Source organism: Paenibacillus sp. N22P23, assembly GCF_059383735.1.
This window is the reverse complement of sequence record NZ_JBXENT010000008.1, coordinates 167813-184707: the sequence shown is the minus strand read 5'-3', so window position 1 is coordinate 184707 and position 16895 is coordinate 167813. Positions and strand designations below refer to the sequence as shown.

Annotated in this window: 18 protein-coding genes; 10 read left to right on the top strand and 8 right to left on the bottom strand. The window is 48.8% G+C overall.

Annotated features, from left to right (window positions below; all coding sequences use genetic code 11):
- Both AC506A_RS25065 and AC506A_RS25060 read left to right on the top strand, forming a co-directional pair.
- Nucleotides 1–1398: a sensor histidine kinase gene (locus AC506A_RS25065; protein WP_495463728.1), complete on the top strand. Its 1398-nt coding sequence runs from the start codon at nucleotides 1–3 to the stop codon at nucleotides 1396–1398.
- A gap of 70 nt (nucleotides 1399–1468) precedes the next feature.
- On the top strand, nucleotides 1469–1960 hold the full coding sequence (locus AC506A_RS25060; protein WP_495463727.1) for a hypothetical protein: 492 nt from the start codon (nucleotides 1469–1471) through the stop codon (nucleotides 1958–1960).
- A gap of 91 nt (nucleotides 1961–2051) precedes the next feature.
- Here the strand turns inward: AC506A_RS25060 and AC506A_RS25055 are convergent, their stop codons facing one another.
- Both AC506A_RS25055 and udk read right to left on the bottom strand, forming a co-directional pair.
- Nucleotides 2052–2627: a hypothetical protein gene (locus AC506A_RS25055; RefSeq protein ID WP_495463726.1), complete on the bottom strand. Its 576-nt coding sequence runs from the start codon at nucleotides 2625–2627 to the stop codon at nucleotides 2052–2054.
- Between the two features lie 229 nt (nucleotides 2628–2856).
- Nucleotides 2857–3486 carry a uridine kinase gene (gene udk / locus AC506A_RS25050; protein WP_495463725.1) on the bottom strand — a complete coding sequence of 210 codons (630 nt, stop codon included), beginning with the start codon at nucleotides 3484–3486 and terminating at the stop codon, nucleotides 2857–2859.
- A 156-nt stretch (nucleotides 3487–3642) separates the two neighbouring features.
- On the opposite strand from udk, the gene AC506A_RS25045 reads away from it, so the two are divergent.
- The 3 genes from AC506A_RS25045 to AC506A_RS25035 all read left to right on the top strand — a co-directional run bounded on the left by AC506A_RS25045 (nucleotide 3643) and on the right by AC506A_RS25035 (nucleotide 5183).
- Nucleotides 3643–4023 carry a hypothetical protein gene (locus AC506A_RS25045; RefSeq protein WP_495463724.1) on the top strand — a complete coding sequence of 127 codons (381 nt, stop codon included), beginning with the start codon at nucleotides 3643–3645 and terminating at the stop codon, nucleotides 4021–4023.
- Between the two features lie 15 nt (nucleotides 4024–4038).
- Nucleotides 4039–4704 carry a DUF421 domain-containing protein gene (locus AC506A_RS25040; RefSeq protein WP_495463723.1) on the top strand — a complete coding sequence of 222 codons (666 nt, stop codon included), beginning with the start codon at nucleotides 4039–4041 and terminating at the stop codon, nucleotides 4702–4704.
- 176 nt (nucleotides 4705–4880) lie between these two features.
- Complete coding sequence (locus AC506A_RS25035) at nucleotides 4881–5183, top strand: hypothetical protein (RefSeq protein ID WP_495463722.1); 303 nt, start codon at nucleotides 4881–4883, stop codon at nucleotides 5181–5183.
- On the opposite strand, the gene AC506A_RS25030 is transcribed toward AC506A_RS25035, so the two are convergent.
- The 3 genes from AC506A_RS25030 to AC506A_RS25020 form a co-directional block, all read right to left on the bottom strand.
- On the bottom strand, nucleotides 5180–5842 hold the full coding sequence (locus AC506A_RS25030) for a hypothetical protein (protein WP_495463721.1): 663 nt from the start codon (nucleotides 5840–5842) through the stop codon (nucleotides 5180–5182). The two genes, AC506A_RS25035 and AC506A_RS25030, sit on opposite strands and share 4 nt — an antisense overlap.
- A gap of 208 nt (nucleotides 5843–6050) precedes the next feature.
- Nucleotides 6051–6530: a hypothetical protein gene (locus AC506A_RS25025; protein WP_495463720.1), complete on the bottom strand. Its 480-nt coding sequence runs from the start codon at nucleotides 6528–6530 to the stop codon at nucleotides 6051–6053.
- Between the two features lie 84 nt (nucleotides 6531–6614).
- Nucleotides 6615–7244: a lysoplasmalogenase gene (locus AC506A_RS25020; RefSeq protein WP_495463719.1), complete on the bottom strand. Its 630-nt coding sequence runs from the start codon at nucleotides 7242–7244 to the stop codon at nucleotides 6615–6617.
- A 207-nt stretch (nucleotides 7245–7451) separates the two neighbouring features.
- On the opposite strand from AC506A_RS25020, the gene AC506A_RS25015 reads away from it, so the two are divergent.
- Nucleotides 7452–8258 carry a methyltransferase domain-containing protein gene (locus AC506A_RS25015; RefSeq protein WP_495463718.1) on the top strand — a complete coding sequence of 269 codons (807 nt, stop codon included), beginning with the start codon at nucleotides 7452–7454 and terminating at the stop codon, nucleotides 8256–8258.
- A 26-nt stretch (nucleotides 8259–8284) separates the two neighbouring features.
- Nucleotides 8285–9841 (top strand): stalk domain-containing protein, encoded by a 1557-nt coding sequence (locus AC506A_RS25010; RefSeq protein WP_495463717.1) that lies wholly within the window; start codon nucleotides 8285–8287, stop codon nucleotides 9839–9841.
- A 59-nt stretch (nucleotides 9842–9900) separates the two neighbouring features.
- Here the strand turns inward: AC506A_RS25010 and AC506A_RS25005 are convergent, their stop codons facing one another.
- The 3 genes from AC506A_RS25005 to AC506A_RS24995 all read right to left on the bottom strand — a co-directional run bounded on the left by AC506A_RS25005 (nucleotide 9901) and on the right by AC506A_RS24995 (nucleotide 13286).
- Nucleotides 9901–11160, bottom strand: coding sequence for an MFS transporter (locus AC506A_RS25005; protein WP_495463716.1), 1260 nt, complete (start codon nucleotides 11158–11160; stop codon nucleotides 9901–9903).
- A gap of 215 nt (nucleotides 11161–11375) precedes the next feature.
- Nucleotides 11376–12023 carry a GntR family transcriptional regulator gene (locus tag AC506A_RS25000; RefSeq protein WP_495463715.1) on the bottom strand — a complete coding sequence of 216 codons (648 nt, stop codon included), beginning with the start codon at nucleotides 12021–12023 and terminating at the stop codon, nucleotides 11376–11378.
- A 144-nt stretch (nucleotides 12024–12167) separates the two neighbouring features.
- The gene (locus AC506A_RS24995) at nucleotides 12168–13286 is read right to left on the bottom strand and encodes a tyrosine-protein phosphatase (protein WP_495463714.1); all 1119 of its coding nucleotides are present in this window, start codon (nucleotides 13284–13286) and stop codon (nucleotides 12168–12170) included.
- Nucleotides 13287–13527: 241 nt separating this feature from the next.
- Between AC506A_RS24995 and AC506A_RS24990 the strand changes: the two genes are divergently transcribed.
- The 3 genes from AC506A_RS24990 to AC506A_RS24980 all read left to right on the top strand — a co-directional run bounded on the left by AC506A_RS24990 (nucleotide 13528) and on the right by AC506A_RS24980 (nucleotide 16894).
- Nucleotides 13528–14520: a LacI family DNA-binding transcriptional regulator gene (locus AC506A_RS24990; RefSeq protein WP_495463713.1), complete on the top strand. Its 993-nt coding sequence runs from the start codon at nucleotides 13528–13530 to the stop codon at nucleotides 14518–14520.
- A gap of 275 nt (nucleotides 14521–14795) precedes the next feature.
- The gene (locus tag AC506A_RS24985; RefSeq protein WP_495463712.1) at nucleotides 14796–15914 is read left to right on the top strand and encodes a GNAT family N-acetyltransferase; all 1119 of its coding nucleotides are present in this window, start codon (nucleotides 14796–14798) and stop codon (nucleotides 15912–15914) included.
- Nucleotides 15915–15937: 23 nt separating this feature from the next.
- A complete protein-coding gene (locus tag AC506A_RS24980; RefSeq protein ID WP_495463711.1) occupies nucleotides 15938–16894 on the top strand; it encodes a DUF4838 domain-containing protein in 957 nt (318 codons plus the stop codon).
- Nucleotide 16895: the final 1 nt, after the last annotated feature.

Genomic DNA, 16895 nt, shown 5'->3' with positions numbered 1-16895 from the left:
GTGAAATTTTGGCAGAAAACGTACCTGGGCGTGTTGATTGTATTTCTGATCGCCTTCGATCTCGGAGCCTATGCTCTACTCAAGAAGAGCTATGAGCTGAACGAACAATTGGATATCTCCAGAGGCGTGAGCGAATACGGGAGCATCCAAAAGTCATTAAGCTATATCCTACGCGTTTATAAGGAGAGTTCGGGAAATACCGACTATGAATCGCTAATTGCCAGCTTCGCGGCAAATCATTATAAAGAGGATATCCTTCTGGAGGTGTACCGAGCGGATCAATTGATCTTCTCCAATGCCTATCAGTTTGCAGGAGATCGGGCGGAGCTGCATGGCAATCCGTACCACTTCGTTTATAGAAAGATGAATAATGAGCTGTGGCTGTTTGTCGGCGGGAAAATGGAAATTCAGGATCTAAAATTGGTTATTTCTAGAAAATCGGATTATTTACAGGAATATCATGTTACTTTACGGCAGTATTTCACGAAATTAAGCGTTGTGATTTCAATTATTTTGTCGGCGTCGCTTCTTTTTCTGTTATTTCAATTAACTGCGCCTATTCGCAGGCTGAACAAAGGCGTAAAGGCGATAGCTGCAGGAGCGTATGATCAACGAGTGAAAGTTGGAGGGAACGACGAAGTCGGGGAATTAGCTCAAGATTTTAACAGGATGGCCGATGCGGTTTCCAATCATATTGAAACGATCAACAAGGCGAGCGAAGACAAAGAAATGTTCATCAACAACCTCACGCATGAACTAAAAACCCCCATTACGGCTATTAAGGGATATAGCGCGTTCTTAAATCAGGCCAATTATAACGAGGAAGAAAGGAAAATGGCGGTCCGGTATATTTATGAGCATATTGCACGGCTGGATGTTCTCTCGGGGAAAATGATGCAATTGCTGTATTTGAAGAGTGACAAGATTGCCTTGGAACCTGTTGCTATCGAAAATCTGTTTTCCTACGTGGTAAACATGGAGCGGCATCATATCGAGGCAAAGCAGATAACGGTAAAGATTGAGTGCTCGGCCGAACTCGTCTATGGGGATCGAGAACTGTTGCAGTCCCTGTTCATTAACGTAGTCGAAAACAGCATCAAAGCTTCCTCGTTCGGGGGAGTGATCCAATTGAGAAGCTATCCTCACGGTGAAGGCGTTGTGCTTGAAGTCACGGATTATGGAAGAGGCATACCCCAGAAGGACATTGCGAAAATTACGGAGGCGTTCTATGTCGTGGACCGTTCCCGTTCCAAAGAACTGGGAGGGATTGGCCTTGGCTTATCGATCTGCAATGAAATTGCCCAGCTCCATCATGCAACCCTCCAAATCGACTCCAAAGAAAATGATTATACCAAGGTCTCTGTTTATTTTACAACTCCGTTACAACTTGAAGATTAGTTCATAACGCGGCTCCATTATAGTTGGTTTGTAGCTACGAAATACCAAAAACTATTGGAGGTAATAAGTAATGAATAAAAAATTTATCACTGCAGCAATGACTCTGGGTGTAGCAACCGTTCTGGTGGTCGGAAACGGCGTTATCTCGGCCAATGCTTCTAACTTCGGCAATGCTCAACAGGTGGAGGTCACCGGAAAACAACAACTGCCTGAAATTACTAAAGTCGAAAAGGTGCCGGTGCACGAGAAGATAGCCGTTGTGACTGCGGAGAAGGCGATTCAAGAAAAATATAACGTATCCTTAAGCGGCATGGATATTTCCTATAATGTGGGCACGCGAGAAGACATGGAAGGAAAGTTCTATTTTGTAGCCTTCCAAAGTCAAAAATACACCTATACCGACGAAGAACTCATCAAAGCGAAGCGGGATTTACTTGAGGGTAAAGAGCTCGACATCAAGTGGAACGATCTTTACGTTGCAACCGTAAACGCCGAAACCGGGGAAGTCGTTTCTATTGAGAAAAATCCATCGGGAGACGGTTCGGACGTTGCGACGGAGTAAACGTTCCTTTACATGAGCCTTTTGAACAATCGAAACCATTGGTCGTATGAGTGATACGACCAATGGTTTTTTATTTTAAACCCGATGATGTTTATGAATGATCATTCAGCGTTCTGAGGTTGATAAAAAATACGGCGATCGGGATTAAGAACGAGAACAGCAGAGCAAGCGGAAGGATGTGGAAATCATACCCTATGGCCAGAGCTATTCCGCTAATGAAGAAGAGAATGCCTTGCCACCGCGCGACTTTGCTGACAATCATTGCGAGCCCATACAGCACGAAGCCTAAGCTGACAATAGTCATCGCAGTATAAGCTCCATCCAAGAGCGGCTGAGGAATGTTTTCGTAATCCATAATTTTCGCTTGGAAACCCTCCAGCACCGGTCCGGCGAATTGGTGTGCGAAGCCAAAGGACATGAACCATCCAAGCCCAATCGCGGTGACGATAAAACCCAAGATACCGAATGAGCCAAGTCTACCGGCCTGGACGGTATAGATGGAGATTAGGCTAATGATCCAGCAAGAGTTGAGCGCGAGCATGACAATATCCATCGGCCTTGAGTTATCGCTGTTAAAGAAGAAATAAGCAAACATACCCAGAAAGCTTAGAACCATGACGATTGCACTCAGTAAAGCGAATACCTTAACCGCCTGCTTTTCAACCATTTCATTGGCACCTCCATTTGAGATCCATACCTAATACAGGATGACTTCCCGTTCTGGCACTCTATATATATTAAGATCCGGGTAGGATATTACAGGGGTATATCTTATTTTGAATAATATGGAATTTTAGTATGCGAAGGTGAATTGGATTCTCGTGACCCCATGATGGCCGTTTTGCCGAAATAACCGCAATAAAAAAAAGCCCTGGGTTGTACCCCACGGCTTTTTTTTATTCCGTCGTGCCTTCCGCGCCTAAATATTTCTCCGTCAAAATGGAAAGCAGCCGGATGCCGACTTCGTTCTGTCCGCCCTCGGGGATAATGATGTCCGCGTATTTCTTGGACGGTTCGATGAAGGCGTCGTGCATGGGCTTGACCGTCTGCAAGTATTGATCATGGACGGATTGAATCGACCGGCCGCGCTCTTCCATGTCGCGCAGCACCCGGCGCAAAATGCGCACGTCAGGATCGGTATCGACGAACACCTTAATGTCGAGCATCGCGCGGAGGTTCTCGTCAGACAACACATGAAGCCCTTCGATAATGACGATGTTGTAGGGCATAAGCTTCTCGGTTTTATCTTGGAAGCGGGAATGCGTCGTGAAATCGTAGATCGGCGCGAAGACCGTCTGTCCGGCTTTCAGCAGCTTCAAATGTTCGACAAGAAGATCGTTCTCGAAGACGAGCGGATGATCGTAGTTCAGCAGCTCGCGTTCAGCCATTGAAAGATGGGGGTGATCTTTATAGTAATTATCTTGCGAAATAAACGTTACTTTGTCAGATCCGTGATGTTCGATGACCGAGCGTGCGACCGTTGTTTTTCCCGATCCCGTACCGCCTGCAATTCCGATGATGAGCATGGCTGTTTATTGACCTCACTTCTGTATAATTACATTCAATTTCAGTATTGTAGCATAGAGATGGAGCGAATCACAAAGAGCTAGCCTCTGCTACACGAATAGATGTTGTTTGGCGCACCTCTTTCTGGTCAATGATAACCGGGAGGAGGTTTTGCGTTGAAACAAAGAAGTCTAACCGTTGTTTTATCGGCTATTTTACTCTTACTACTCTGCGGAATTTTCATATGGCAATATTATCTCTTCGAGGATGGAAGCCCGGACTTCCAGGACCGCCTTCATAACGTGGAAGCTTATGCGGTGCAAGGGGAATGGGGTCAGGCCCAGCAAGAAGCCCAGAACGTGCTGCGTATTTGGAAAAAGGGCCATACGCTCGTCGCCATCAAGCACGCTGATACGAGCTTCACTTTGATGAACGTTACGCTAGACGTGCTCAAGGCTGCAACGGAGGAAAAGGATCTTCGAACCGTTCGGTATAGCACTAAGGAAGCGTTGGTGTTGTTCGACAATATTACTTCGCTATCTCCGAAGTCGCCATAGGGAGCTGTGATCAGAATGGAATTCTTCGTATACGCTGTGCGATGCTTTATCGTGCTTCTGGCGACTTGGCTCGTGACCAATTTTATCGGCAAAAAATCGATTGCCCAGCTGACTCCCTATGATTTGGCGATTCTGTTCGTGATTTCGAACGTGGCGGCGCAGCCTTTGGTGAATAAGGACTCGTTCAAGACGGCTGCAGGGATGATCTTTATGGGCTTTTGCCTAGTGGTTATCGCGAAGCTTTCTCTGCACCGCTGGTTTTACAAGATGGACTTCACGCCCTCGATTCTTATTGCCAAAGGAGTGATCGACAAGAAAGAGCTGCGAAAGAACAGCATGAATTTGCATATGCTGCTCTCTCAGCTCCGGGTTCAGGGCTATTTTCAGGTGGCGGATGTGGAATATGCGATCTTGGAAGCGGGCGGAGACCTGTCCATACTGCCGAAGTCGACGACAAGACCGGTGACGCCGGACGATCTCAAGCTTTCGCCTCAGCAGGAAGGACTCTCTTATGCGGTTATTATCGATGGTTATCTGATGAAAGACCAGCTTCAAGCGGCCGGCGTGAACGAGGATTGGCTGGACAAGCAGCTCAAATCCCAACACTATGCCACGATCAAGAACATTTTCTACGCGGAAGTCAACGATCAGAAGCAGCTGTTCGTGAGCGGGAGCCGGTAGCGGACGTGCATGAATTGTGAACTGGAAGAGGTATATCGCGCATGTAGCGATACACCTCTTTTTTTGCTGTATTCAGGACTGCAAAGACAGCTTAAATCGTCCGATATTATAGGAGAAAAGCACGAACGATTGGCACAGGCACGTCGACATCTAGGAGTAGAGGGAGAGGATTAGGAATGTACTATCAATTTTGCCAGCAAGTTAAGATCGTGGATATGGATGATGAAATTATCTCGGAAGTGTTATTCGAGCATGGGGACTACGAGACGGCAGCCTTGTCGGTTGGCTCCTCCGTCTTGATTTATCAATTGGGGTTGAAGGAGTTTGATGTTGTCTACGATAAAAGAGAGGGCAAAATCACTCGTTATAAGGTAACGGATATCGAGATTAATCTGATTACACAGCCGGTGGTCACGCGAGTGTATTTGGAGCCGGTGAAGCTTATTGTCGGCCAGCATGATATCGGGGAAATTGGCTAAAACCCACATTGGATAATGCAAACCGTCTGCGCGGTCAAGCAAATCGGAGCACATATGGGAGCGAAAATACCGCACGCAGCCCGGCAGGCGTTTCCGATTCGAACACAATTCTGTCTGCAAGCTTCTCTATCGGTAGCTGCGGCTGCAACGGTAGCTCTGCTTCTGCGCGGAGTCAGCTTCTTGAGTTCACGCGCAAGCTTCGCAAATAGTCGCTTCAAGGCGAGATTAAGCGATTTTCTTATATGGATGTTTAACGTTGTGCCGTTTTTGAAACGAACCTTTTGCGTATCTGTGCAAGAGCATCCATCTTTACATCCGCAGCCGAGTTTAATGGGAACGATTGCTTTTTTATTAATAAATCCTCTGGCAGTGAGTTTGCCGTTCTTATCTTGCAGAATAATGTTGGCGCTGCAGACACCTTTCACTTGTTTACCGAAGGAAGCGGTGAGTCTGCTGCTTGTGCGAGTCAGAGATTGTATCTTAATCATTGCTAAGTTGCATGCATTCTGCGTGATGTTTAAGAAGAAGTCTGTGACACCGCTGCGAGGATTTGCGACTACGTCGACATTCGCACTTAAGATGCCTTCTTGCTTGGATTTGATGCTTGCCGTTGCGAATAGGGTAGTCGTTCCGTTCACTGTTCGTAATAGTCCGGGCACTGCTATCACTCCCTCGAGTCGAATCGTGTATAAGCACCTACAACATATTCGGAACCGATGGGCTTGGAGTGGGTGAATGGCTAATGGCCCCCAGTAAACGTAACGGAATTCAGGAAATGGGCTTGTCCGACCGGGTATATTACACGACGTCGTCAAAAAGGCCGGAGCCTCCTCATTTGAGGCAGCCCCAGCCTTTCTGTATTCACCGCTATTGCGATCCGAATGTAATCATAACGGACGATCGACCGGCATCTGCGGCATCCGGCGTAATGAGGATGAGCATGTTGTACGTATCATTTTCCCCAACCAAGGTAACCTGATCCTGCGCGGTCGTATCCGCAAATTCGTAACCGTCTTTCTTGAGCGCCTCCCGGTAAAAGTCTGCCGTTTGTGGGATGCTCTGACCGGTCGTGAGGGTAATCATATAGCTCTTCATCGCATCAGAAGACATATTCATCGTTTGTACAATAACAGCGTCATCCGGTAATGGAATGTCCTGCGGAAAATCTTTGGGCAATTCCTGCGTCTTCTCGTCGCTCGTAACGGTTACTTCGCCTTCATCCGTCTTCACCGTGATTTTGTCCCCGTCCTTGGTGATTTCCGCGTTGCCTTCCGCTGTTTGAACGGTCGTGGTCTCTTTGGCGTCAGACCCGCATCCGACAAGCCAGACCGACATCAAGACGAGCATTGAGGTGATTCGCCAGTACCTGCCTATCTCGCAGCACCCCTCTCCTAGCATCCTAAGTTAGGATATATGCTCCTTTATTCTTTTTTATGATGAATCCCTCAGGCTATTGGCAATGAAAAATTGGGCCGCATAATAGGTGGTCATAATCCATATGTCGGAATGGGAGATCTCTGAAATAAACATGTTCCATGACAGAATGGAATCGGAGGCAAGGAAGAGCAACGATCCGATTGTGGCATGAAAACTTCCCGTCAGGATCGCCGTCCAAGCCATCAACGAGATCACGATGATATAAATGAGAACGGGCACGACAAGTCCGCTATCCCCACTGTCCTGGAGCGCATGCACCAGTCTTTGACCCATAAGGATGGCATAGAGAGCAATTGGCAGGAGAGTGGCGGCGCGCGGCCATGAGAAGCGAATTCGGCGTGTGAAGGATACGATGTAGAACAGGTGGCCGATTAGAAAGGCAGACAGTCCGGCAACAAACCATTTCATCAATCCGTCACCGCACATGGAGAAGAGCAAGCCAAGTAATAGCAACCTATGTTTCGGCTGCTTGGTTGGAGGACAGAGCAAGCTGGCGTAGTACAGGATCAGCACCATTGGAATCAATTTGAGGGTCAGCTTAAGACCTTCCGGTTCCGATGGAATGATGAAGATATAAATGAGGCTCATAATGCCGATGGTATAAGGAAGTATTTTGCGAATCAAGAAGCATTCCTCCAGTATGGAATTGTTCTATTTGATTCTACGTAAGTCAGCCGGTTTCCTTCCACCATTTGGACGGCTAAGCGCTCGAGCAATTTCTAGGAGCTGCATTTTCATGTTTCATTTTAGGTGTCGTTGAACTTTCGGGCAGGATACCTTAATCCTAACGCTGAATCACTTTATATTAGGAGAATCCCATAAGGAGGTAGTATGAACCTGAAGCATGATAATAAAAGGTTGCGCGAGTCATTTGAACAAGCCGCGAGTATTTACCAGCAGGCGCGTCCGGATTACCCAGAAGAATTGTTCGTTGATCTGCTCCATGCAACAAATTTGAATGCAGGTGACCGTTTGTTGGAAGTGGGGTGTGCTACAGGCAAGGCTACTCTCCCGTTAGCCAAGCGCGGATTTAACATCACGTGCATCGAACTCGGCGCGGAGCTTGCTGCAACTGCTCGACTAAACCTTGCTGGATTGGATGTTGACATCATCAACGGGAACTTCGAGGATTGGCAACCGGAGGCGGGAAATGGTTTTGACCTGGTCTTCGCTGCGACCGCTTGGAATTGGATTGATCCCGAGGTTCGGTATAGGAAAGCATGGCAGGCTTTGCGTCCCGGCGGATACCTGGCATTTTGGAATGCCAATCATGTTTTTTCAGACGGAGGAGACCCCTTTTTTCACGACATTCAATCCGTTTATTCTGAAATTGGTGAAGGTAAGCCGGTAGATAACAACGACTGGCCACGGCCAGGGGAGCTTCAGGAGCAAAGGGATGAGATTGAGAAAAGCGGCCTGTTTGAGGTTGTTCACCTCCGCCATTTCGATTGGGAGCGCATTTATCACGTTGATGAGTATATTAATCTCCTTGAAACCTTCTCCGGGCACATTCTTATGGGGGAATGGAAACGTGACAAACTCTTTAACGAAATCCGTGTTCACCTTAATAGACGCCCAGATCAATCGGTTCGCCGCCACTGGGGTGCTGTTCTCCATGTCGCCCGTCGAAGAGATTGACAACTATGTATTCATGGAGGGGACATATGCTGCGTAGATTTCTGGTAGTCATTGTTGGTATAGCTTTACTTATAGGCAGTGGCAGCTTTTCGCCGATCGTACAAGCGCAAGGGCAGCCGGATCCCATTTCCGTCCACGTCAATGGAGCGGCTGTTGCGCTGAAGGCAAAGCCTTATATCATGCAAAACGTGACCATGGTTCCGTTCAGGGCGATTTTCGAGGCACTGAGCTTAAAGGTCGAATGGGACAAGTCGACACAGACCGTTTCCGGGTCAAATGCATGGACGCGAATCGAACTCAAGGTTGGAAGCTTATCTGCCGGAGTGAATGGGAACCAAGTTATGATGCAAGCGCCTGCTGAGATGAAGAGTGGGGCTATTTACGTACCGCTTCGATTCGTTGGGGAAGAGACGGGTAACAGAGTCGCATGGAATGCGGCAGCCCGTAACATCGACATTCTAACCGGAAACATGATGAAAGGGCGGGTATATACAGCTGATGGCATAGGGAACATAAGCGGAAAGCATGTCCAATTGCTAAAGATGCAGGGTGACGAACTGCTGAGCGTTGCGGAGGACCTGACCGGTCTGAATGGGGATTTTCGCTTCGAAGGGCTCGAGGTCGGGAGTGACTATTTCATTCAAGGAAGCTGGTCGGAAGATACCGACATCATGACTTGTACCTTCCAGTTCCGAGTTCGGGGAAGCTGCGCTCGGCTTGGTTCAGTTGATCGACAGGCTACAGTCCGGGTACTGTCACCGGAAGGAAAACCAATGATCGATGACGGGCTGGAATTCACCGTATCCGAAAACGGTATGGTAATTAGCCTCATGGGGCAACAACGTAACGAGTATATAACGAATCTCTTGCAGGACGGGCATACGTATACCATTTCCGCACAGCTTCCTTCAGCATGGTCCGAACGATTTGACGTTCCCGCGCCGTATACCTTTACTTACCATGCCGGAGACATGGTTAAGCATCAGTTCGTTTTGTCGAATTTGCCTGAGGCTCAAGTTACTGGACGGTTGACAGACGATACAGGAAAGCCAATTGCCGGAACTAGTGTCTCGCTCAGTCCTGAATCCGGCACCGGTATATCCGTTGTATCTAGGGAGGATGGAAGCTTTTACTTCCGGGGGCTTGAAACGGGACGTTCCTATTTGCTTACCGTGTTTGTGCCGTTTCAATCAAGCTCGGAATCCAAAAAGCCGGCCATGGGCGACTTGCTCCCGCCTACTGCTCAAAAAGTCACGTATGACGGCTCACCGCTTGACCTGGGCAACATCAAGCTGAACCGCATTCAGATGATTGGCAAGGTCGTCAATGGGGAGGGGAAGCCGCAAGCCGGGCTCTCCATTCTACAAGACGCGAATGGGAAGAATACCGGCAATGCCGCCTTTGCTGGAAGAGGCTACGTCGCTGCTGGCGGGATGATCGAAGGGGAGACCTATACATGGAAGGTATTCATTGGCGACTTTCACTCGACCGACGGGTCAAGTAGGCTGATTAAAGCTTCATTGAAAGAATATACCTTCGTTTACAAGCCGGGGCTGGAGGAACACACATTTACCGGCGATTAAGTACACAATAGGGCCGGGATCAAGCACCATAGTGGTGCCGATACCCGGCCTCTAATGAATTAGTTCGCTTCCACCGCAACCGGATCCTTGATACGGTATAACGGCAGTAGAAACACAATGCCGATTAGGAACATCGCAGCAGAGAATTGATAGGTCCAAGAGAGCGATAGGGCGCCCTTCAGGAAGCCGGATATGCTCATGGTAACCACCATTGCGCCCATAAACATCGGCGTCAGAATACCGTTTACACGCCCGACGAATGCCCCCTCCGTTTTGTTCAGAATGAGCGTATTAATACCGATCTGCAGAGCTGGCATGAAGAGGCCGATCATGGCTTCCATCGCTAGCGTGAGCCAGAACATCTCGGAGAATCCCATAATGGATACGCCAATCCCCGTGACCAGCATGCCCCAAAGGACAAGTGTTTGCGGAGCGACTTTGTTCGAGAACACCATGGACAGTCCTCCCCCAACTAGCATAGCCGCGCCATTGGCCGCGAAGAGCCACTGCAAGTTACCCTTAGGCAAGCCTAGCTGCTCGGTGATAAGAAACACGGCAAGCGTATGAATAACGCCGATGCCGAGTCCTGCGGCGAGGAAAGAGCCTCCTAGTGCAACGAGTGCTTTGCGATGAAGAACGTAGTTGATCCCCATCTTCATTTCCGTCCAAATGGAGGTCCCGTTATCCGTTCTCTCTTCGACTCTATCTGGCGGCAGCAGCGTAAGTAATGCGGCGGAGAGGAGGAACGCAACGCACACGATGCCCATCGACCAGTAGATGTTCAATTGTTCAAATACGAACGTGCCCAGAATCGGACCCAAAATCATAAACACTGCCATCATTGTCTGGAACAAGGCCATGCCGGCTTGCATCTGTTCCCCCGGCACATGCAGCTTGAATAACTTCATGCTGGAAGGTTGAGAGAATTGCGACAATATCGCCGAGACGAACGTTGCGAAGAACACGGCTTGCCAAGAGCCATAAATCAATGTGAGCAAAATGACAAAAATGGATATCGCGCTAAGCAGGTCGCACAGTACCATTGTCCGCTTAGGCAGCCAGCGGTCAGCAAACGCACCGCCAATGAAGGAGAAGACGAAGATTGGAGCGAACTCAGCTACGGAGACTAGCGAGACGGCAAGCGCATCCCCATCAGTCATTTCGACTACAAACAAGAGCACCGCGAAGTTGCGCACCCAAATGCCTATCTGCATGAATACGCCTGCTGATAGAATGGCTTGAATAAATCGGTTTTGCAGCATGGAGCCCATGGAGGGCTTTGGCTCGGATGAGGGACTATTTGTTACAGGGAGTTCCATGTGGGAAATTCATCCTTTCATAGCAAAATAGTAGATCATATGTTCGATTCTACTATAATTATTTCTATTAAGGAACGAGAACATACTATTAAAACGATTAAAATTTAGTAGAGAAGGCATTATAGACAATGGGAGCAAAGCCAGGGCGCTTTGTATAGACAAAAGAAGGGCCGGGACAGTCACCATTACGGTGACGGTTCCTGCCCTTCGAGGTATTACAGCCTGGCCATCCGCAGCATGCGCTGCCGGTTATGGGTATATGACTGGTTAGCGATCTCACGAAAGCGATCGTAATCGCCTGCCACAATCGCATCATAAACCGATTGATTCAACCTGTTGGCGGAATAGTGCGGCTCGTGAGGGGTTAATTTAAAATTAATGGTGGCGTAGAGGATCAAATGTTTGATTCCAACATCGACTATTTTTGCGATGACCCCGTTGTTCAAGACATTCAGCAAGCACTCAGAGAACTTCATCGAGCTCTCCAGATATCGCGTATAAGCATGATCCTGCTCGGCCTTGAGTTGACGGTCCAGATGCTCCTGCAGATTCTTGAGATCCGGTTCTACTACGCCATCTTTCAATAAATCGATGGCCTGGAGTTGAAACAAGTACAGAACCTCCATGATGTCGATGACCTCTTTCATGGAGATCTCTTTGACGAGTACGCCTCTATTCTTGAGCGTAACGAGCAGCCCTTCGTGCTCGAGACGAGAAATCGCCGCGCGAATTGGCGTTCGACTCATGTTCAATATTTCAGACAATTCGTTCTCCGATAGAAGTGAACCCGGCATGAACGCACCGGTTCGAATTTGGGTACTTATATAGTCGTACGCGGTCTCTATTAATGTCGAATTCGCCATGATTGCACGTTCCTCTCTCTCCTGCACTCCTCTGTATATTATGACATGCAAGAGACTGTCTGCAAACTTACATGAACGAAACGCAGTTGAAAAAGGAGTCGCCCCACAATGGGGGAGACTCCTTCCTGTTTAGATGGTGAGTGATTACTCTGTATACATTGCTTTCAGCTTAGCGCGTTCTTCTTTCGTGATGCCAAGGCCTGTTTCCAGGAACGCGTCAATGGAGCCGTATTTCGCTTTCATCTCGTCAATAGCAGATTGAAGGAATTCCTTCTGAACGCCCATCAGCGCTGTGATGGCAGCAACAACGTTCTCGTCCTTCACTTGCTGCTTCACGCCGTCGATCATCTTCTTGTTTGCATCCGCACGGTAGAAGTTGCTAAGCAGATAGTCGTCCATTACTGTCTTCTCGTCAACGCCAAGTGTCAGAAGAATAATTGCGGAGCCAAGGCCTGTGCGGTCTTTGCCGGCTGTGCAGTGCTGCAAGAGAGCGGCGTTCTTCGGATCGTTAAGAAGATCCATCAATTGCACGTAGAACTTCGGTGCGTCGACCATTTGTTTGTTGAAGCCGACCATCATTTGAACCGCAGATGCTGCGTCCTTCATCATGCCGGAAGCAATCATCGCATTCATATCAGCCGTCGAGCCAGCGTTGCCAGCATCGGTACGGACGTTGTTAATGCCTGCGATTACCGGATCTGGAAGGGCTTTGACTTCCGCATCGGTACGGTAATCCACGTTAGTCTTGATGCCCATCTCTTGAATCGCCTTAAGGTCAGCATCCGTCAGATGACCGAGCTCTTCGCCGCGGAACAGTTTGCCCCATTTCACGGTTTTGCCGTCAGCCGTTTTATAGCCGCCGAGATCGCGGAAGTTAAAGGCGCCTTGCAGGTTCACTTTGCGCTCAGCGGTCTCGATGGTCGCACTGTTGCCGCCCTTCACGAGGAAGTAAATGCGGGAACCCGGTTTAGGGTCTGCTGTTACAAACCCGTTAAATGCCGAGTAAGTCTTGGCCAGCAGTTTACCGTTCTTCTCGATATTGTCCGGGGATGTGCTCCAGTATACTTTGGCCGCGCCGAGGTCGGCGTCAGCTTTCCAACGAACGATTAGTTTGCCTTGTGCCGTGCGTTCTACGCTTGCTTGTGTGAAGGCACCCGGTTTCTTAGCGATTGGGGATGCGAAGCTCGATGCAGGAGCGACAATTGCGCCTACGAGTAAAGTTGCGGATAAAACAGCTGTTGTTAGTTTTGATGTACGGTTCATGAATAAGTGCCCTCCTAGGAAATCCAACTGGTCTACAAGTAGAGTACAAGTTGTATGTTTTCGAGGAATCATGAAATTGTAAATGTTTTATGTAGCTCAGTTCTTGTAAATTGCTTCGAATTCCAATTATAATGATCATACAAAGTTTAACCGCTTTAATTTTCGCCTGGCGTTTGCTCTTTGCTCCAACTATGATACGGTAAGGGCCATTATTTTTTTATGCTATAGGAGCGATATATCGATGAAAGTCAGTATCTTTGATGTTGCCAAAAAATCGGGCTTGTCCGTGGTTACGGTTTCGAGAGTGTTAAACAATTCGTCATCGGTGCGTAAGAACAATAGAGAGAAAGTGCTTCAAGCGATGAAGGAACTCGATTACCACCCGAACGCTTCAGCGCGTAGTTTAGCCAGAGGGAAAACGGGCATTATCGGCTTAATGCTGACGACGCTTCACGATTCTTTCTTGGATGCTGTAGTGAAGGAAATCAATGACCGGCTGGCCGAGCACGGCTACTTTCTCGCGTTGTCGATATCGAACGGCTACGAAGATACGTTTCATCGTTCCTTGTTTCAGGAAGATCGCGTAGACGGGGTCATCTTGCTGTCTCCCGTCGATGAAGATGAGTATGTGATGGAGCTTAAGAAGAAGAAAATCCCATTTATGATGATCGATAATTCGCAGCGCAACCCGTCCGTGACTTCGGTAATCGTAGACAACTTCAAAGGCGGATACGATGCGACGAAACACCTTATCGATCTTGGACATACGCAAATCGCGCATATTTCAGGGCCGGATTCCTTCTTGAGCAGCAGAGAACGCGAGCGGGGATTCCGTTTCGCACTCGAAGAAGCAGGTTTACAGCCTTACGGGATTGAACGCGGCGGCTTCGAAATTCCTTCCGGCTATCGCATTACAAAACAATGGATTGAAGAGGGCAGACTGCCGTCTGCGATCTTCGCTTCGGATGATTATATCGCTGTAGGCGTTCTGAATGCGTGTATGACCTCGGGCATTCGCGTACCACAGGATCTTTCGGTAGTCGGCTTTGACGACCAAATGCTGGCCTCGGATTTTCATCCGCAGTTGACGACAGTTCGGCAACCGGCGGATAAAATCGGACATGCGGCTGTGGAGCTGCTGCTGAATGTCATTAACGAGCATGCCAAGCGCAGCGTGACGGTACAAATCGATCCCGAGCTGATCGTGAGGGAATCGACGGCACGTAGAACGTAGAATGTCAGGATGCAAGTCAAATACATCGTCAGGGCTTTCATCTAGCTTGGCGATGTATTTTTTTATGGGAATTGCAGCTCTTGTCAATAAGATTGTTGCTATATCCATGCAGGAAGTCTGCTAATTCTAAGGGATGCGGTTAAGGATTTGTCGAAAGTACTGCATTATTGATCTGCTCGTCTTGGGGCATTCTTTTTTCTGTATAATGGATGTAGTTTTAAGTTGGTTGCCTGACATCACGGTTCCAAAATCACTATACAAAGGGAGTTAACTTCGTGCTGGAATATAGAAAGGCAAGACCGGATGAGCGTGAGGAATATATCGATTTGGCCAATTATGCCTTTAAGATTGATGTAGAAACCGTGCTTCCCAAAGTATACAGCAAAGACATTGATTCATCGGCGATCCACATGGTGGCCGCGGATGAGCAGGGCCGGCTGCGCGCTCAGGTAGCTATATACCCGGAGCCGATGAACGTAAGCGGCGTTTCGCTGCGAGTCGGATACTTAGGGATTGTGTCGGTGCATCCAAGGGCTCGCGGGGAAGGGCATATGAAGGTGCTGATGAACAAGTGGCTGGAAGAGGCGCCTGAATTGTACGATATGGTTGTCTTATATGGTCAGCGACAGCGGTATGAGTATTTCGATTTTACCCTCGGAGGGGTGAAAATCAAATATTCGGTGGGAGAAGTCAATTGCCGCCATGCTTTGAAAGACGTGAACGTGAAGGGGCTGTCCTTCTCCCCCTTGTTCGAGATCGAAGGCGCGGCAGCCTTTGCACGCAAGCTGAACGATGCTCGGCCTGCATTCGTTCATCGTGAAGAGCAGCACATGTCGTACATCTTGAACGGACTCGAGCAGCAAGCGATTGGCCTGTTGGATGGGGACAAGCTGATTGGCTACATTGTCGTCAACAAAGCGGGTAATGAAATAACGGAGCTTGCGATGGAACATGCAAATGATATTCCGCGAGCAATCAAAGGGTATTTGGCACATTCCGGTGAGGAATGGATAGCCGTATTTGCACCTGAGTATGAGACGGAGCTGAATGCGAGCCTTAGCAACTTTGCGGAGAACTACTCGATGGGTACTTCCGACATGTACCATATTATAGATTTTGCCCGCGTGCTTGAAGCCTATTTGACGCTGGCGCATCGAACGACCGGACTTGCACCAGGCGAATTCTCTGCCGTGCTGGACGGCCAGCCTGTTACTGCTCGTGTAGATGAGAACGGGGTGACGGTCGAAAGAACAGCTAAGCCCGGTGCAGCCGAGCTTAATAAGAAGCAGGCACAGACACTTCTGCTTACGCCGCAAGGTCGTTATACAGGAGCTAACGTGCCTGCCGGATGGTTTCCACTTCCTATTTTCTGGTACACAGCAGATAAATTTTGACAGCACAAGAGGAGATAGACAATATGGAAGAAAAACGCGGCATACTAATTCTACCCGAGGAGGTTGGCCCCTATTGGGTTGATCTGATTGCTCGTTCCGGCCTTAATCTGGTGGGCATCCATCCGGGCTGGGGAGCGGGAGCGCTTGAGGAACTGGAGAAAATGCTGGATTTTGTGAAAACGCCGGTATTTGAGAAGTTCGCAGAACAGATGAAGGAACTGAATGTGGCTCTCGAGTTCGAATCCCATGCCATGTCATGGCTCGTTCCGCGGGCTCTCTTCTCTGAGCGTCCCGACTGGTTCCGGTTGGACGAGACAGGGAAGCGTAATTCGGACTTTAACTTGTGTGCTTCCAACACAGAGGCACTCCATTACCTGGAGGCGCGCTCAGAAGAGTTGGCTCGCGCTTTGCCTACACTTTCGGGGCGATATTATTTCTGGATTGACGACGTGACCAATAGTGCGTGTCACTGCGGAGACTGCCGGATGTTGTCCACCTCCGACCAGGCGATGATTTTCTACAATCATATCCTGCGGGGGATTCGGCGGTTCGATCCGTCGGCCGAGCATTGCTATCTGGCTTACCAAGATACGATCCAAGCTCCGGTTCATGTACGGCCCGAACCTGGTATTTTCCTGGAGTACGCGCCTATATATCGGGATTCAGCCCGGCCGATTAACGACCCGGATTGCCCGGAGAATTTCAAGGAACTCGAACACCTGCCCGGTCTGCTGCAGCTATTCGGTCAGGAAGGTGCTCAAATTCTGGAGTACTGGATGGACAATTCCCGGTTCTTAAAATGGACAAGACCATTGATGCCGCTACCTTTCTACGAAGAGGTCATCCGTCAAGACGCGGAATACTATCGGAGCCTCGGATTCAACCGGCAGACCAGCTTCGGCGTATGGTTGGGTGAGGACTACGCGCAGGCATTCGGAGAACCGCCGATCGTCGCTTATGCTCGCACTATTGGGAAATAAG

Bases quoted from the DNA above. Each gene is read 5' to 3' on its own strand.
- AC506A_RS25025 (WP_495463720.1), bottom strand. From the start codon at position 6,530: ATGCTCGTCTTGATGTCGGTCTGGCTTGTCGGATGCGGGTCTGACGCC.
- AC506A_RS24980 (WP_495463711.1), top strand. From the start codon at position 15,938: ATGGAAGAAAAACGCGGCATACTAATTCTACCCGAGGAGGTTGGCCCC.
- AC506A_RS25040 (WP_495463723.1), top strand. From the start codon at position 4,039: ATGGAATTCTTCGTATACGCTGTGCGATGCTTTATCGTGCTTCTGGCG.
- AC506A_RS24990 (WP_495463713.1), top strand. From the start codon at position 13,528: ATGAAAGTCAGTATCTTTGATGTTGCCAAAAAATCGGGCTTGTCCGTG.
- AC506A_RS25000 (WP_495463715.1), bottom strand. From the start codon at position 12,023: ATGGCGAATTCGACATTAATAGAGACCGCGTACGACTATATAAGTACC.
- AC506A_RS25010 (WP_495463717.1), top strand. From the start codon at position 8,285: ATGCTGCGTAGATTTCTGGTAGTCATTGTTGGTATAGCTTTACTTATA.
- AC506A_RS25060 (WP_495463727.1), top strand. From the start codon at position 1,469: ATGAATAAAAAATTTATCACTGCAGCAATGACTCTGGGTGTAGCAACC.
- AC506A_RS24995 (WP_495463714.1), bottom strand. From the start codon at position 13,286: ATGAACCGTACATCAAAACTAACAACAGCTGTTTTATCCGCAACTTTA.
- udk (WP_495463725.1), bottom strand. From the start codon at position 3,486: ATGCTCATCATCGGAATTGCAGGCGGTACGGGATCGGGAAAAACAACG.
- AC506A_RS25015 (WP_495463718.1), top strand. From the start codon at position 7,452: ATGAACCTGAAGCATGATAATAAAAGGTTGCGCGAGTCATTTGAACAA.
- AC506A_RS25055 (WP_495463726.1), bottom strand. From the start codon at position 2,627: ATGGTTGAAAAGCAGGCGGTTAAGGTATTCGCTTTACTGAGTGCAATC.
- AC506A_RS25005 (WP_495463716.1), bottom strand. From the start codon at position 11,160: ATGGAACTCCCTGTAACAAATAGTCCCTCATCCGAGCCAAAGCCCTCC.
- AC506A_RS25035 (WP_495463722.1), top strand. From the start codon at position 4,881: ATGTACTATCAATTTTGCCAGCAAGTTAAGATCGTGGATATGGATGAT.